12 protein-coding genes are annotated in these 16,570 nt (G+C 67.8%); 10 read left to right on the top strand and 2 right to left on the bottom strand.

What is annotated here, in order from left to right:
* Window positions 1-195: 195 nt before the first annotated feature.
* The 5 genes from RPIT_RS11835 to RPIT_RS11815 all read left to right on the top strand — a co-directional run bounded on the left by RPIT_RS11835 (window position 196) and on the right by RPIT_RS11815 (window position 5,495).
* Window positions 196-1,095, top strand: coding sequence for a PRC-barrel domain-containing protein (locus RPIT_RS11835; RefSeq protein ID WP_162274550.1), 900 nt, complete (start codon window positions 196-198; stop codon window positions 1,093-1,095).
* Between the two features lie 376 nt (window positions 1,096-1,471).
* Window positions 1,472-3,334: a molecular chaperone DnaK gene (gene dnaK, locus RPIT_RS11830; RefSeq protein WP_077343534.1), complete on the top strand. Its 1,863-nt coding sequence runs from the start codon at window positions 1,472-1,474 to the stop codon at window positions 3,332-3,334.
* The gene (locus tag RPIT_RS11825) at window positions 3,331-3,891 is read left to right on the top strand and encodes a nucleotide exchange factor GrpE (protein WP_077343531.1); all 561 of its coding nucleotides are present in this window, start codon (window positions 3,331-3,333) and stop codon (window positions 3,889-3,891) included. Before dnaK ends, RPIT_RS11825 begins: the two co-directional genes overlap by 4 nt.
* Window positions 3,892-3,916: 25 nt before the next feature.
* On the top strand, window positions 3,917-5,065 hold the full coding sequence (dnaJ, locus tag RPIT_RS11820) for a molecular chaperone DnaJ (RefSeq protein WP_077343529.1): 1,149 nt from the start codon (window positions 3,917-3,919) through the stop codon (window positions 5,063-5,065).
* Window positions 5,066-5,072: 7 nt separating this feature from the next.
* Window positions 5,073-5,495 (top strand): heat shock protein transcriptional repressor HspR, encoded by a 423-nt coding sequence (locus tag RPIT_RS11815; protein WP_077343527.1) that lies wholly within the window; start codon window positions 5,073-5,075, stop codon window positions 5,493-5,495.
* Between the two features lie 478 nt (window positions 5,496-5,973).
* Here the strand turns inward: RPIT_RS11815 and RPIT_RS11810 are convergent, their stop codons facing one another.
* Window positions 5,974-6,891 carry a type IV toxin-antitoxin system AbiEi family antitoxin domain-containing protein gene (locus RPIT_RS11810; RefSeq protein ID WP_077343525.1) on the bottom strand — a complete coding sequence of 306 codons (918 nt, stop codon included), beginning with the start codon at window positions 6,889-6,891 and terminating at the stop codon, window positions 5,974-5,976.
* Window positions 6,892-6,992: 101 nt separating this feature from the next.
* Between RPIT_RS11810 and RPIT_RS11805 the strand changes: the two genes are divergently transcribed.
* The 5 genes from RPIT_RS11805 to RPIT_RS15445 all read left to right on the top strand — a co-directional run bounded on the left by RPIT_RS11805 (window position 6,993) and on the right by RPIT_RS15445 (window position 13,583).
* Window positions 6,993-7,943, top strand: a complete 951-nt coding sequence (locus RPIT_RS11805; protein ID WP_077343523.1) for an L-lactate dehydrogenase — start codon at window positions 6,993-6,995, stop codon at window positions 7,941-7,943.
* An 83-nt stretch (window positions 7,944-8,026) separates the two neighbouring features.
* Window positions 8,027-8,533 (top strand): hypothetical protein, encoded by a 507-nt coding sequence (locus tag RPIT_RS11800; RefSeq protein ID WP_077343520.1) that lies wholly within the window; start codon window positions 8,027-8,029, stop codon window positions 8,531-8,533.
* 251 nt (window positions 8,534-8,784) lie between these two features.
* Window positions 8,785-10,317, top strand: a complete 1,533-nt coding sequence (locus tag RPIT_RS11795) for a Re/Si-specific NAD(P)(+) transhydrogenase subunit alpha (RefSeq protein WP_077343517.1) — start codon at window positions 8,785-8,787, stop codon at window positions 10,315-10,317.
* Window positions 10,318-10,321: 4 nt separating this feature from the next.
* Complete coding sequence (gene pntB / locus RPIT_RS11790; protein ID WP_077343514.1) at window positions 10,322-11,719, top strand: Re/Si-specific NAD(P)(+) transhydrogenase subunit beta; 1,398 nt, start codon at window positions 10,322-10,324, stop codon at window positions 11,717-11,719.
* A gap of 82 nt (window positions 11,720-11,801) precedes the next feature.
* The gene (locus tag RPIT_RS15445; protein WP_077343512.1) at window positions 11,802-13,583 is read left to right on the top strand and encodes a serine/threonine-protein kinase; all 1,782 of its coding nucleotides are present in this window, start codon (window positions 11,802-11,804) and stop codon (window positions 13,581-13,583) included.
* A 274-nt stretch (window positions 13,584-13,857) separates the two neighbouring features.
* Here the strand turns inward: RPIT_RS15445 and RPIT_RS11780 are convergent, their stop codons facing one another.
* Window positions 13,858-16,416: a glycogen/starch/alpha-glucan phosphorylase gene (locus RPIT_RS11780; protein WP_077343509.1), complete on the bottom strand. Its 2,559-nt coding sequence runs from the start codon at window positions 16,414-16,416 to the stop codon at window positions 13,858-13,860.
* Window positions 16,417-16,570: the final 154 nt, after the last annotated feature.

Below are 16,570 nucleotides of genomic sequence, written 5' to 3'. Positions count from 1 at the left end.
TTCGGGGGGAATAGGGGCCGGGGCCCCGTCGCTTGATGAGCGGCGGGGCCCCGGCCTTTTCTGTCGTCGGCAGTGGACATGGGTTCCCCCGAAAGGGTGGGATTTCCCACTGGGCAGGCAGCGCGGGCGGGGCGGCGTAATGTCGGGATCGCGGCCGCAGGTGGGCGCCGCCGACCACGAGAGAGGAGAGCGGACATGCTCAACGAAAGTGCCCTGGAAGCGATCATCAACGCGACGGTCTTCGACCGCAACGGCGAGAAGGTGGGGAAGGTCGGGCACCTCTACGTCGATGACCGGACGGGAAAGCCGAGCTGGGTGACGGTCAACACGGGCTTTTTCGGCTTGTCGGAGAGTTTCGTGCCGGTGGACGAGACGCTCACGGCCCACGAGGAGCGCATCGACGTGCCCTACGACAAGACCCACATCAAGGACGCTCCCCGGATTGACGCCGACGGTCACCTCGACCCCTCCCAGGAGGAAGAGTTGTACCGCTACTACGACCGCCACTACACCGACTACGACGGCATGGACCGCGACACGGTGGGCACCGACAGTGACGACGCGCACCGCCTTGCGGAGCCGTCCGCCTCTGCCGGGACCCTGCTAGCCGACTCAGGGCAGCCGAGCGACACCACGCTGACCGAGGAGGTGGAGACGCTGAAGGAGGAGCGGGCGGAGCACGACGAGATTCTGAGCGAACACATCGACCCCGACCGAGAGCGTGAGCAGTATCGCGGTGAGGTGTACCCCGACGATGTGCGCGCCGAGGACTTCCCTCCCAGCGACGCCTACGCCGACGACGTCCGCCGCGAGGTGCTGAGCGATGATGGGGGAGACTCCACGGCTGGCCACCTCCCGGGACCGGGCGACCACACCCGGTCGGACCCCTATGGGGACGAACCGCGTAGGGACGGTGTGCTCACCGACGACACGCGCACGGAGGACTTCGCCCCCGACGCTGACCTTCCACGGGGTGGCGTCGACGCCGATGACGTCGACTACTCCGGCCGGGACACGGTCACCCCGCGCGCTCGGCTCCGCCGCTACGAACGCAATCCGCGCCTCGGCGAGCCCGGCCTCGAGGACCTCCGCTGACCCCAACTCCGTTTCCTTGAGTAGCGGCCGTCTTCATCGTCCCCTCACCTGGAAGTGGGGCTTCTCCTTACCCACTCTGAAGGGGTCAATTTGGTGACACGCGCGGCCATAGTGGTCGTGCGTGTCGCTGAATGGCACCTTTCGGGACGTGTCGCTCGTCCCTCGCGGCCGCTACTCAGGGAGACGTCAGCGAGGGTTCACCCCGCTCCCGAATGTGGGAATAATCTATCCGGCGCAAGGGTTGAGTCTGGTGTACTCAACTTCAAACTTGAGCCGGGCGGGCTCAAGGCGCTAGGCTTGAGTGCAGCCCGCTCAAGGGAAACCACAACTTAGACATTCAACGTGTGAACAACACATTCCAACAGGAGGAACCCACATGGCTCGTGCAGTAGGCATCGACCTCGGCACCACCAACTCTGTCGTCGCCGTCCTCGAGGGCGGCGAGCCCACCGTCATCCCGAACGCCGAAGGCGCCCGCACCACCCCGTCGGTCGTCGCGTTCTCGAACTCCGGCGAGGTGCTCGTCGGCGAGGTCGCGAAGCGTCAGGCGGTCACCAACGTCGACCGCACCGTCCGTTCCGTCAAGCGCCACATGGGCACCGACTGGAAGGTCTCCATCGACAGCAAGGACTACCGTCCGCAGCAGATCAGCGCGTTTGTGCTGCAGAAGCTGAAGCGCGACGCCGAGGCGTACCTCGGCGAGTCGGTCACCAACGCCGTCATCACCGTCCCGGCGTACTTCTCCGACGCCGAGCGTCAGGCCACGAAGGAGGCCGGCGAGATCGCGGGCCTCACCGTCGACCGCATCATCAACGAGCCCACCGCCGCCGCGCTGGCCTACGGGCTCGACAAGGCCGACATGGAGCAGACCGTGCTCGTGTTCGACCTCGGTGGCGGCACGTTCGACGTCTCGCTGCTCGACATCGCCGACGGCGTGTTCGAGGTCAAGGCCACCAAGGGTGACAACCGCCTCGGCGGCGACGACTGGGACGCCGTCGTGGTCGACTGGCTCGTGACGCAGTTCAAGAACAAGCACGGCGTGGACCTGTCCAAGGACAAGATGGCCCGCCAGCGCCTCCAGGAGGCCGCTGAGCGCGCCAAGATCGAGCTGAGCTCCGCCTCTGAGACCTCGATCAACCTGCCCTACATCACCGCGTCGTCCGAGGGCCCGCTGCACTTGGACGAGAAGCTGACCCGCTCCGAGTTCCAGCGCATGACCCAGACGCTGCTCGACCGCTGCCGCGCGCCGTTCAACGCCGTCATCTCCGACGCCAAGACCTCCGTCGACAAGATCGACACGGTCCTGCTCGTCGGCGGCTCGACGCGCATGCCGGCCGTCGTGGACCTGGTGAAGGAGCTGACCGGTGGCAAGGAGCCCAACAAGGGCGTCAACCCCGACGAGGTTGTCGCTCTGGGCGCATCCCTGCAGGCCGGCGTGCTGAAGGGCGAGGTCAAGGACGTGCTGCTCCTCGACGTCACCCCGCTGTCGCTGGGCATCGAGACCAAGGGTGGCGTGATGACCAAGATCATCGAGCGCAACACCACCATCCCGACCAAGCGTTCCGAGGTGTTCACCACGGCCGAGGACAACCAGCCCGCCGTGATGATCCAGGTCTACCAGGGCGAGCGCGACTTCGCCCGCGACAACAAGAGCCTCGGCAACTTCGAGCTCACCGGGATCCTCCCGGCGCCGCGTTCGGTGCCGCAGATCGAGGTGACCTTCGACATCGACGCCAACGGCATCGTGCACGTCGCGGCCAAGGACCTCGCCACCGGCAAGGAGCAGTCGATGACTGTCACCGGCGGCTCGGCCCTCGGCAAGGAGGACATCGATCGGATGGTCAAGGACGCCGAGGCTCACGCCGAGGAGGACCGTCAGCGCCGCGAGGCCGTCGAGATGCGCAACGAGGGCGACGCCCTGGTGTTCCGCACCGAGAAGCTGCTGACCGAGCACGACGAGACCCTGACCGACGACGTCAAGGCCCCGGTCGTCGAGGCCACCGAGGCTCTCAAGGAGGCCCTGAAGGGCGAGGACAACGACGCGGTCAAGGCCGCCATCGACGACCTCAACACCAAGGCCGCCGCCATGGGCCAGTCGATCTACGCGGCCGCGCAGGCCAAGGCCCAGGCGGCCGAGGCCCCGGCAGACGGAGAGTCCGCAGCCCCCGAGGGCGAGGATGATGTCGTCGAGGCGGAGATCGTCGAAGAAGACGGCCAGGAAGGCAAGGACAACCAGTGACCGATTCGCAGTTCGTTCCGGACGGCGAGGCCGTGGATGAGGGCGTCGACCAGGCGCCCTCGTCCGAGGCTGCGGCCGAGACCCCGACCGACCGTTCCGATTCGACGGAGCAGCCCTCCGGCGACGACCGGACGGCCGAGCTGGAGGCTCTGGTGGCCGAGCGCACGCTGGACCTGCAGCGTCTCCAGGCTGAGTACGTCAACTACAAGAAGCGCGTCGACCGCGACCGCGACCTCGCCCGTCAGGCGGGCGTCGAGGCCGTCGTCAGCGACCTGATGCCGGTGCTCGATGCCATCACGCTCGCCAAGCAGCACGATGATGTTGCAGGCGGCTTCAAGATGGTCATCGACGAGCTGGAGAAGGTGACCACCAAGCACGGGCTGGTGACGTTCGGCGAGGTGGGCGAGGAATTCGACCCCAACCTGCACGACGCGCTGATGGCCGTGCCGCTGGACGAGCCGGTGACGGTCACCACCGTCAGCCAGGTCATGCAGCAGGGCTACCAGCTCAAGGGCCGGGTCATCCGCCCCGCCCGCGTCGCCGTTGCCAACCCCTGATCGCACAGAAAGGAGATGACCACAGATGAGTACTAAGGACTGGCTCGAAAAGGACTACTACAAGATTCTTGGCGTCTCCAAGACCGCGACCTCGGACGAGATCAAGAAGGCGTTCCGCAAGATCGCCCGGGACAATCATCCCGACCAGAACCCTGGCAACAAGGCGGCCGAGACGCGCTTCAAGGAGGCGTCTGAGGCCAACTCGGTGCTCAGTGACGCCGACAAGCGCAAGGAATACGACGAGGCCCGCAGCCTCTTCGGCGGTGGCTTCCGCTTCAACAAGCCGGGACAGCCCGGGGCCGCCGGGTTCGAGGACATCTTCCGCAACGCGGGAGGGGCCACGAACCCGGGCTTCGGGGATCTGTTCGGCGGGCTGTTCGGCGCGCACGACGGACCCACGCGTCGGGCCACCCAGCGTGGCCCGCGGCGTGGGGCCGACATCGAGGGTGACGTCACGATCAGCTTCGAGCAGGCCGTCGAGGGCGCCACGGTGACGATGCGGACGGTCTCCGACCGGCCCTGCCCCGGCTGCCGGGGGACTGGCGCCAAGGCGGGTACGCTGCCTCGAGTCTGCCCGACGTGCGAGGGGTCCGGCATGCAGTCGTCCCGCTCGGGCGGCGTGTTCCAGATGAGCGAGCCCTGCGTTGACTGCCTGGGGCGAGGACTGATCGTCGACGAGCCGTGCCCGGACTGTGACGGGTCCGGCCGGGGCCGCTCGACCAAGACCATGCAGGTTCGGATCCCGGCCGGTGTGTCCGACGGTCAGCGCATCCGAATCAAGGGCAAGGGCGCGGCTGGTGAGAACGGCGGCGCCCCCGGGGACCTCTACGTCGGGGTCAAGGTGACTCCGCACAAGCTGTTCGGCCGCAGCGGCTCGAACCTCACCCTCGAGGTGCCGGTGACGTTCACCGAGGCCTCCCTGGGCGCGGAGATCCAGGTCCCGACGCTGAGCGGCACCAAGATCAGGCTGCGCATCCCGCCGTCGACCCCCAACGGTCGCACGATGCGGGTGCGCGGAAAGGGTGCCCGCAAGCCCGATGGAACGATGGGTGACCTCCTCGTCACGATCGATGTGCAGGTGCCCGACGATCTGAGCGAGGAAGCGAAAGCGGCGCTGCAGGAGTACGCGGAGAAGGCCCACGAGACGAATCCGCGCGACGCCCTGTTCGGGTAGGTGAGCCATGACCTCTCTGCCACAGCCGTTCGATCCGGACGCCGCGGTCTTCACCGTCTCGGTGGCCGCGTCGCTCGCCGACATGCACGCGCAGACGCTGCGGGGCTACGACAGGCTCGGCCTGGTGGTCCCGCAGCGCTCGCGTGGTCGCGGTCGTCGGTACTCGCTGCGCGACATAGCGAAATTGCGGCACGTGCAGCACCTCAGCCAGAACGAGGGGATCAACCTCGAGGGAATCCGCCGCATCTTGGCGCTCGAGGAGCAGGTCGACGGTCTCCGTGATCAGGTGGAGCGGCTGACCGAGATGGTGCAGCGGCTCCAGGCCCACGGGGCCGGCGCACGACTGTTCACCGCGGAGAGCAGCGGCGCCGTCCACCGCGGACGTTTCCGCCCGGCCCCGCGGCTGGCGCTTCCGCCGTCGTCCCGCTGACGCGATGCCCCGCCCCCGGCTGCCATAACGCCAATCGTTTGCTGAGAACGCCAACTGTTTCACCGGTACGCCAGCGGTCCCGAGGCAGACGCCAACGATTCTCGAGAACGCCAACGGCTTGACCGGAACGCCAACGGTTTGACCGGTACGCCAGTGCGCCGTCCAACACGCCAACCATACCCATCGACGCCCCCGAGATCTCGCGGGCGTCGATGGGTATAGTCGGCGTAATGCCTTGTCGGTTGGCTTTTGGGTCTGTCGGTTGGCGTTCGCGTCTGTCCGTTGGCGTTCGCCTCTATCCGTTGGCGTGCCGGCCAACCCGTTGGCGTTCGCCTCTAGAGGTTGGCGTCACGGCCAACCGTTGGCGTTCCGGCCAAACCGTTGGCGTCACTACCCTGCCGTGGGCGTTCGCCGCAACAGGTGGGCGTTACCCCACTTGATTGTCGACGTCGGGCGCTTCTGCGCCTCTGGTCGCAGCTCAGCCCGCGAGCCGGCCGGCCTGTCGACGAAGGGCGCCGGCTAGCAGCACGGTCAGGGCAGCCTCGTCGTTGGCGGTCTGCCAGTCCCAGTGAATCACCCAGAGGCCGAGGGACCGGAGCGCCTCGTCGCGGCGCTTCTCCGCCATGATCGCCTGGGTGGGGGTCTGACCGGGGCGAAGTAGCTCCTCGTACTTCCCAGCACCGTCGACCTCGCCGACCAGTCCGTACTCGGGCCAGAAGAAATCGCTGCGGGCGACGAACACCCCGTCGGCGTCGAAGTGGTCGTACTGGAGCTCGGGAAGTGGGAGACCGGCTGTGCGCATGTGGTAGCGGCTGATGGATTCAGCCGGCGACTCGGCGCGGGCGTCACAGATCCGGATGATGTGCCGCGCTCGCCGGGTTCCGCGAAGCTTGGGATGAAGGGCGAGCGACGAGTAGAGGTCCGCCTCCGAGGTGCCCAGACGTAGCGCTGCGTCCACCGCCGCTAGGCCCCATCTGGGCTCGAGTGTGCGGGCGAGGTCTGACGCTGTTCTCGATAACGAGGTAACGGGACCATAAGAGCTGAGGCGGACTTCGTCGTCGTGGATCGGCGTGTGCCGAACGACGAGCTGCTTGCCGTGATCGCCGTGGCCGGGCGAACGCCTCGTCATCCAGACCCGGTCCAGGTACTCGGCCGGGACGGGGAGGCCGTGCAGGACCCCCGCCGAGGCGTGACTGATGACATTGCCGGCGTCGACGATGGGCACCGTCGCCCGGAGCAGCTGGAGGTGAGCGTCCATCCCCGCGGGGCGGTCGTACGAGTAGACCCCGTGGCGGACCCTGTGCAGACGACCGCTTCTGACGAGCGAACGGATCTCGTTCGGATCGTGCCCGCGGGCAACGAGGTCGGAGTGCCTGATCAGCGGCGCAATGCTCATGCCCGCATCATCTGCAGCGGCCCCACACTTTTCCCACGCCCCCGCACGCCTGTGGATAGCTCACCGGGGGCGCGCCCAACGGGTGTGGCAGACTTCTTGACATGAGCAAGCGCGCGAGTACGAAGTTGGCCGTCGTCGGGGCTGGCGCGGTGGGCACCTCGCTCGCCTACGCCGCACTGATCCGGGGCGTGGCCAGCGAGGTGGTGCTGCATGACATCAACGAGAAGAAGGTGCGAGCGGAAGCCCTCGATCTCGCGCACGGCAGCCAGTTCCTGCCCTCGGTCAGCATCGACGCGTCGGCTGACGTCGCCGTCACCGCAGGGTCCGACGTCGTCGTCGTGGCCGCCGGAGCCAAGCAGAAGCACGGCGAGACTCGGATGGATCTCGCCGAGCACACCGTGGATCTGATGAAGAAGATGATTCCGCCGCTCGTCGACGCGTCGCCCGAGGCTGTTTTCGTGATGGTGACCAACCCCGTCGATGTGACCACCCAGGCCGCGCTCAAGATCTCGGGTCTACCGGCAGGGCAGTTGTTCGGGTCGGGGACCGTCCTCGATTCGTCGCGCCTGCGCTGGCTCGTGGCGAAGGAGTGCGGGGTGGCGGTGGGCAACGTCCACGGCTACATCTGTGGGGAGCACGGCGACAGCGAGACGCCGCTCTGGAGCACCGCGGCGATCGGCGGGGTGCCTCTCAACGAGTGGGAGCATCAGACGGGCCAACTGGGCGAATCCAAGCGTGACGAGATCGCAGATCGCGTGGTGCGCGCCGCCTACGAGGTGATCGACGGCAAGGGTGCCACCAACTACGCCATCGGCCTCGCCGGCACCCGCATCATCCAGGCGATCCTCCGCGACGAAAACGCGGTGCTGTCCGTCTCGTCGCTGCTCGACGATTGGCACGGCATCAGCGACGTCTGCATGTCCGTGCCCCACATCCTCGGTGCCGGCGGCGTCCGCCAGGCGCTCCGGTTGCCCGTCTCCGACGACGAGCTCGACAAACTGCGCGCCAGCGCAGACTCGATCCGGAGCGTGGTGCGCCGCCTCGGGTTCTGAATCAGGGTCGAATGGGGGGAGTTCCGCCTGTGGCTGGCACCGATAGGGGGCAGACTAGGGAGAAAGCCGGAAGGAGCTTGCACATGACCGACTACAACACCGATAAGCCGCAGGGCGAGGGGATGTACGAGGACGCCGTCCACGACGCCGAATTCGTCCAGCCCGACGAGCAGCCGCGCCACGAGGACGTCGACAAGTCCGAGTCGCACCGCCCCAACCCCGATCAGCTGGGTGAGAACTTCAAGAAGCTGGCCAACGAGGCCGCCTATGCGGCCGTCGGCTTCGCTGGTCTGGTGGGCGAGAAGGCCAAGGAGTTCTACGAGGACCAGAAGCGCCAGTACGCCGAGACCCACCCGGACGCCGACCACGATCCCGGCGCGAAGGACTTCCTCGCGCAGTTGAGGGAGAAGATCGACAAGTTCGTCGACGAGCTGACCAAGGGCTACAAGGACATGGCAGACCGTGGCCGCGCCAAGGCCGATCGACCCGCCGACGGCAGTGCGCCGTCGGGCGATCCGGTGGACGTTCCATCCCAGCACGCGGAGGCAGACGCCTCGGTCGACCCCGAAGCCACGAACTACCCGGAGTGACGCCCGCCTAGCCGCCTGTCGAGCGACGCCAACGCCAACCAGACCCAGCGACGCCCGCGAGATTTCGCGGGCGTCGCTGGTTTTCGGCAGCGGTGGCTCTTCTCTGTTGGCGTTGGGTCCAAGCCGTTGGCGTCGGGTCGGAACCGTTGGCGTTGAGTCCAAGCCGTTGGCGTTTGGTCGAGACTGTTGGCAATGAGCGTGAAAGCCCACCCCGGCGGATACCTCGGGAGGGTCACCGATACGGTTTCAGCATGGAGATTGGTGTGCCCAAGGAGGCTGCCGACACGAGAGTCGCAGCCACCCCCAAGACGATCGAGGGGTTGCTCAAACTCGGCTACGAGGTGCTGGTGGAGGCGGGTGCGGGTGCGCTCGCTGCGTTCGACGACCAGCAGTACGCCGACGCCGGCGCGCGGGTCGTCGATACCGCCGAGGCCTGGGGTGCCGACATCGTCTTGACGGTCAACGCCCCGACGGCGGACCAGCTCGCGCTGGTCAGGCGCGGTGCGATCCTCTTCTCGTTCCTCTTCCCCCGGCAGAACCCCGACGTCGCCGACCAGTACGCAGCGCGGGGCATCACCGCCCTCAGCATGGACATGGTCCCGCGCACGTCGCGCGCGCAGTCACTCGACGCGCTGAGCGCCTTCGCCAACATCTCGGGCTACCGCGCCGTCGTCGAGGCGGCACACGCCTTCGGACGCTTCTTCACCGGGCAGGTGACCGCAGCCGGCAAGGTGCCCCCTGCGCGGGTCCTCGTCGCCGGGACGGGCGTCGCGGGCCTGGCTGCGATCGGGGCCGCGAACTCGATGGGCGCGGTGGTGAGCGCCACGGATGTGCGCCCCGAGACGGCCGAGCAGGTCGAATCGATGGGGGCCACCTTCCTCCACGTCGCGCAGGCCGATCAGGGCGTCAGCTCCGACGGCTACGCCAAGGAGGTGGGAGCCGACTACGCCGCGCGCGCCGCCGAGCTCTACGCCGAGCAGGCACCGGTCACCGACATCATCATCACGACCGCCGCCATCCCGGGCCGCCCGTCGCCGAAGCTCATCACCGCCGACATGGTGGACTCGATGAAGAACGGCTCCGTGATCGTCGACCTCGCGGCGCTGGGCGGTGGCAACTGCGAGCTCACCCGCCCCGGCGAGGCCTACACCACCGCCAACGGCGTCACGATCATCGGCTGGACCGACCTCGCGAGCCGGCTCCCGGGCCAGTCGTCCCAGCTGTACGGCACCAACCTCGTCAACGCGCTGGGCCTCATGACGCCGGAGAAGGACGGCCGCGCCGTCGTCGACTTCGACGACGAGGTGATCCGCACCATGACGGTGGCGCACGAGGGCGCAGTGACGTTCCCGCCGCCCGCGGTGCAGGTGGCGGCTGTTCCCGCGCCCGCCGCGAAGGAGGTGGCGCCGCTGCCCGCCGCGCCACCGAAGCCGCCCAGGCCCTGGTGGCACCAGGTGCTGGCCGTGGGGATCGGCTCGCTGGCCATGATCGGCGCGCTCACCTTCGCGCCGCCCGGATTGGTGGGTCTCTTCGGCATCTTCGTTGTCGCGGTGGTCGTCGGCTACTACGTCGTCTGGAACGTCACCCACGCCCTGCACACGCCGCTGATGAGCGTCACCAACGCCATCTCGGGCATCATCATCGTCGGCGCCATGACGCAACTGGCCAGCGACAGCTGGACCGTCAAGATCCTCGCGTTCATCGCCGTTCTCATCGCAAGCATCAACGTGTTCGGTGGCTTCACCGTCACGGCGCGGATGCTCAACATGTTCCGGAGGGCCTGACGCCATGCTGAGCAACTTCATCGACGCCACCTACATCGCCGCCGGCCTGATGTTCATCCTGGCTCTGGCCGGGCTGAGCCGGCACGAGACCGCCAAGAAGGGCAACGCCTTGGGCATCATGGGCATGGCGTTCGCCCTGATCGCGACGAACTTCGCCATCGCCTACACCGACTACGCCAACCACAACCTGCAGCCCGAATCGGCGGTCATGCTGTACGCGGCCATCGGCATCGGCGCGGTCATCGGCATCTGGCGAGCCCGGAAGGTCGAGATGACCGGCATGCCGGAGCTCATCGCCCTGCTGCACAGCTTCGTCGGCGCGGCCGCGGTGCTCGTCGGCTACAACGTGTACCTCGACAACCCGAACTCGGACGCGTTCCACTCGATCGAGGTCTACCTCGGCGTCTTCATCGGTGCGGTCACGTTCACCGGCTCGATCGTGGCGTGGGGCAAGCTCAACGGGCGCTTCGCGTCCAAGCCGCTCACGCTGCCGGCCCGGCACTGGCTGAACCTCGGGATCGTCGTCGCCCTCGCTCTGCTGGGCTGGTGGTTCGTGGCGAGCCATTCGATCCTCCCGCTGATCATCGCCACAGTTCTCTCGCTGCTGCTCGGCATCCACCTGGTCGCGGCCATCGGCGGCGCAGACATGCCGGTGGTCGTCTCGATGCTCAACTCGTACTCCGGCTGGGCCGCAGCGTTCAGCGGGTTCATGCTCGACATGAGCGTCCTCGTCATCACCGGCGCGCTCGTCGGCGCGTCTGGCGCGATCCTGAGCTACATCATGTGTCGCGCGATGAACCGCTCGTTCATCTCGGTCATCCTCGGCGGCTTCGGCGACGACACGTCCGGCTCCCAGGGCGCCGAGGACGGCGAGCACCGCGAGGCCTCGACGATGGAGGTCGCCGAGATGCTGGCCGACTCCAAGAGCGTCATCATCGTGCCCGGCTACGGCATGGCGGTCGCCCAGGCCCAGTACCCCGTCGCCGAGCTGACCGAGGCCCTGCAGGCGCGCGGCTGCCGGGTGCGCTTCGGCATCCACCCCGTCGCCGGCCGTCTGCCCGGGCACATGAACGTGCTGCTGGCCGAGGCCCACGTGCCCTACGACATCGTCGAGGAGATGGACGAGATCAACGACGACTTCTCCTCCACCGACGTCGTGCTCGTCATCGGCGCCAACGACACCGTCAACCCCGCCGCTGAGGAGCCCGGCCTGCCGATCTCCGGCATGCCGGTGCTGAAGGTGTGGGAGGCCGAAACCGTCGTCGTGTTCAAGCGCTCGATGAGCGCGGGCTACGCCGGCGTGCAGAACCCGCTGTTCTTCAAGGACAACACGGTGATGTGCTTCGGCGACGCCAAGACGAGCGTCTCGGCCATCAACGCCGCCCTGCCAGTCGCGGTCTGACTAGCGGCCTTACTGCTGCCCGGCCTGCCGCCGCGGCCGCTCGGGCTGGGGCTGGGGGAGCACGCGCAGGTAGGGTGGCCCCATGACCGAGCCGAGGCGCCCCAGGGAATCGGCCGGCCTCTTGGCCGGCCGGTACCTTCTGCACGAGCGCCTGGGGCGAGGCGGGATGGCGACGGTCTACCGTGCCACGGACCAGGTCCTCGGCCGCGCGGTGGCCGTGAAGGTGCTGGAGATCGTGCGCGAGGACGCCGACACCGCGGCGGAGCGATTCCGCAGGGAGGCCCGCGCGACTGCGGCGCTCAACCACCCCAACATCATCACGGTCTTCGACTCCGGCGTCGACGACGACCGACCGTTCATCGTCATGGAGCTGCTTCCTGGCGCCACCCTGGCCGAAGAACTGCGCGACCGCGGGCCGCTCCCCATCGACGAGGTGCGGGCGATCGCCCTGCAGGTCTGCGACGCGCTCGGGGCGGCGCACGACGCGGGGCTGGTCCATCGCGATATCAAGCCCGGCAACATTGCGCGAGCCGACACCGGTGACGTCAAGGTGCTCGACTTCGGGATCGCCCAGATCGTCGACGACGTGCTGGCGGCGGGCCACGCCCCGCTGACCGTCACCGGTGCGGTCCTCGGCACCTCCACGTACCTGGCCCCCGAGCAGGGCCAGGGGCAGCGGGTGGATCACCGCGCTGACATCTACGCGTTCGGTTGCGTGCTGTACGCGCTCCTGACGGGCGTGCCGCCCTACCAGGGCCCCACTCTCGTGGCGACGCTGCTCGCCCACCTCACCGACCCGATCCCCGACGTCGCTGCCGCGCGCCCTGATGCGCCTCCGACTATGGCGCGCGTCATCTCGGCGATGCTGGCCAAGAACCCAGACCACCGTCCGCAGAGCGCGGCTGACGTGGCGGCCGCGCTGGCAGCCTCGTCACAGCGCGAGGTCACCGCGATCCTGCCGGTGGTCCCGTCGCGGCAACCGGGGGACGAGGAGGAGACGTCCATCCGCGCCCTCGGCGGACTCTCGATGGTGGCACCCCAGCAATGGGGTGCCGCGGCCGAGGAGACGGGGGTCTACCGCCCGTTCGATGACGACGTCGAGCCGTCCGACGACAGGGATCGGCGGCGGGGCCTCCTACCGGCGCTCGTCGCCCTGCTTCTGGTGGCGGTGGCCGGTACCGCGCTGCTCCTCAACCGCGATGATCCGGGCGAGGCCGTCGGCGAACCTCTCGGTGAACCGACGCCCGTGGCCACCACCCTCAGCTCAATCCCCGGCGCGAGTCCCTCCTCGGCAGGACCTCCGTCCTCCACGGCGCCGGCGAGTCCAAGCCCCACATCCCTCCCATCAACCGCCTCTGCAGCGCCGCCCGCAGCGACGACCGCCCCCGTCGCGGTGGTCGAGCCGCCGGTCGAATCCCCGAGCGCTCCGACGGCAACGCAGGTGGCGGCGCCGGAGCCTGAGCCCGAGCCGGAGCCGGAGCCGGAACCGGAGCCGGAGCCCGAGCCAGAACCCGAGCCGGAGCCGGAGCCGGAGCCGGAACCAGAGCCCGAGCCGCCGGCGGTGGAGGAGAGCCAACAGCCGCAGCAGGTGGATGGGTCCCGCGTGCAGGCGGCCGCCGACCGGCTGAGCTCGGCCGTGCAGGACGCGACCACCAGCGGACAGTTCGACAAGGACGCGCGCAAGAGCGTTGATGCGGGGCTGCGCGACCTGGCCCGGGCGCTGCGTGAGGGCAACGATCAGGCGGCCTCTGACGCGCTCTCGTCGGTCGACGAAGCGCTCATTGCTTCAGGCCAGAAGGACGAGTTCGATGGGCTTCTCGCCTCATTGCGCAACTCTGTCGACGCCTGGAAGCGGTCGCTCTGACCGTCGCGCAAGCACACGCTGCTGCGCCGACACTCCACAGTTGCGCTCGACGCTGGCTCTGAGCGCGGCTTACCGCTCAGAGGTGTCATCGAGCGCAACTGTGGAGGGTTGAGCGGTGATGCACGATGAATTGAGTCAGTCCGACCGACAGGACGACGATCGCCGCCCCCTGATGTGGGGGCGGCGATCGGCTGCAGGGTCGTTACCCTTCGACAAGCTCAGGGAGCACGACGGACAAGCTCAGGGAGCACGACGGACAGGCTCAGGGACCAGTTCAGATCATGGGCTGGGTGTGCCAGATGCGCTGGATGTAGTCACGCATCGAGCGGTCCGAGCTGAAGAAGCCGGTGCGGGCGACGTTGAGGATCGACGAGCGGGTCCACGCAGCCTGGTCGGCGTACTTCTCCTCCACCTTGGCCTGGGCCGCGACGTACGACTCGAAGTCAGCCAGAGCCATGAAGCGGTCCTGGTGCAGCAGGTTGTGCACCACGGAGCCGAACATGTCCTGGTCGCCGTCGCTGAAGGCGCCGTTCATGACCATGTCTAGGGCGGCGCGGAGCTGCGGCTGCGACTCGTAGTAGGTGATCGGGTTGTAACCCTTGGCGCCGAGTTCAGCCACCGCGGGCTCGTCCATGCCGAAGAGGAAGAAGTGCTTGTCCCCGACCAGCTCGCGGATCTCGACGTTCGCGCCGTCGTCGGTGCCGATGGTCAGCGCCCCGTTGAGCGCGAACTTCATGTTGCCGGTGCCCGACGCCTCCATGCCGGCGAGCGAGATCTGCTCCGACAGGTCGGCGGCAGGGATCAGCTTCTCGGCCAGGGTGACGTTGTAGTTCGCGGGGAAGGCGACCTTAAGTCGACCCTCGAGCACGGGGTCGTTGTTGACCTTCTCGGCCACCTTGTTGATGAGGTGGATGGTGTCCTTGGCCATCTTGTACCCGGGGGCGGCCTTCGCGCCGAACACGACGGTGCGCGGGGTCAGGTCGGAGGCGGCGATCTTGCCGGAGACCACCTGTTCGTACAGCGAGATGATGTGCAGGAGCTTCAGCGACTGGCGCTTGTACTCGTGCAGGCGCTTGACCATGACGTCGAGCAGGTGGCCGTCGGGCAGCACGATGCCGTCGCGGGCCTCGAGCAGACTGGTGAGACGACGCTTGTTCCAGGCCTTGATCTCGCGGAACTTGTCCTGGAACTCCGGATCGTCGGCGTACGGCTCCAGTTCGCGGAGCCGCTCGAGGTCGGTCACCCAGCCGTTGCCGATGGTGTCGGAGATGAGGTCGGAGAGGTGCGGGTTGGCCATCTTGACGAAACGCCGCGGGGTGACGCCGTTGGTGACGTTGGTGAACTTCTCGGGCCACAGCTGCGAGAAGTCGGGCAGCACCTTGTCGCGGAGAAGCTGCGAGTGCAGCGCCGCAACGCCGTTGACCTTGGTGCCGGCGACGGTGGCGAGGTAGGCCATCCGCACGCCGCGCTCGGGGTGCTCCGCGATCATCGACATGCGACGGGCGCGGATCTCGTCGCCCGGGTAGGTTGCGCGCACCTCGGCGAGGAACTCGTCGTTGATCTGGAAGATGATCTCCAGGTGGCGCGGGAGCAGGCGGCCCAGGAGCTCGGTGGACCACACTTCGAGTGCTTCGGGGAGCAGGGTGTGGCAGGTGTAGGCGAAGCAGCTCTTCGTGACCTCCCACGCCTCGTCCCACTCGAAGCCCTGCTCGTCGACGAGGATGCGCATGAGCTCGGGCACCGCGATGACGGGGTGGGTGTCGTTGAGCTGGAAGATGATGCGATCGCTGAGGTTGTGCAGGTCGAAGCCCTCTTCGAGCTCGTTGTTGATGAAATCACGCAGCGAGCAGGCCACGAAGAAGTACTGCTGCTGCAGGCGCAGCTCCTTGCCCTGGGGCGTCGAGTCCTCGGGGTAGAGCACCTTGGAGATATTCTCTGCGAAGGTCTGGGCGCGCACGGCCTGGGCGTAGTCGCCGGCGTTGAAGATGCCCAGATCGAAGGCCTTCGTGGCCTGCGCGCTCCAGAGGCGCAGAGTGTTGACGCGGCCGTTGAGGTAGCCGGGCACCATGTAGTTGTAGGGCACCCCCAACACGTTCCAGGCCGGCACCCAGCGCGTGCGCTCGCGGCCGTCGTCGTCGGTGTACTTCTCGGTGTGACCGCCGAAGTCGACCTGGACGGAGGCCTCGGGGTGCGGGAACTCCCACGGGGAACCGAGCGACAGCCACGTGTCGGGCTGCTCCACCTGACGGCCGTCGACGAAGGTCTGGCGGAAGATGCCGTACTCGTAACGGATGCCGTAGCCGATGCACGGCACATCCATGGTGGCCAGCGAGTCGATGAAGCAGGCGGCGAGCCGTCCGAGGCCACCGTTGCCCAGCCCCGGCTCAACCTCCTGGGAGCGCAGGGTGGCGAGGTCGAGCCCGCAGAGCTCCAGACCCTTGTGCGCGATCTCGCCCAGGTCGGTGGCCAGCAGGGCGTTGCCGAGCTGGCGTCCGAGCAGGTACTCCGCCGACAGGTAGCCGACGGCCTTCACCTTGGCGTCGCGGGTCTTGCGGTTGGTCTCCAGCCAGCGGGCCATCAGGTAGTTCTTAACCGTGCTGGCCAGTGCGAGGTACTGGTCGTTGACGCTGGAGAGCGACAGCGTGACGCCCTGGTTGGTGTTGAGCTCGTGGAGGAACTCCCGCACGAAGCCGTCGACGGAGTGAGCTGGGGAGCTCACGGGCGCTGTGGCGAGGGGGTGCGTCGGGGTGGAGGCGGGCCCGTAGGTCCGCACATCGGTGTTGGGGGATTCGTCGGCGAGGAACGATCCGCGGAGTTGCGCTTGGTCTGGCATGGACTCAGACTAGTTCGGTCAGGGCGGTGAGTCACATCGGGGTCTGGCTCTTTCGCTGACTAGGGGCGATGTTGATTTGCTCGTTCAAAGTCGGGGTCGGTTCCGGGGGCTGCGGGGTCCAGCGCGAGTGGGGCGGACGGGTGCGGAGCACGTC

It is taken from the genome of Tessaracoccus flavus, from assembly GCF_001997295.1.
GTDB lineage: Bacteria > Actinomycetota > Actinomycetes > Propionibacteriales > Propionibacteriaceae > Arachnia > Arachnia flava.
This window is presented reverse-complemented; position numbering and strand designations above follow the sequence as displayed.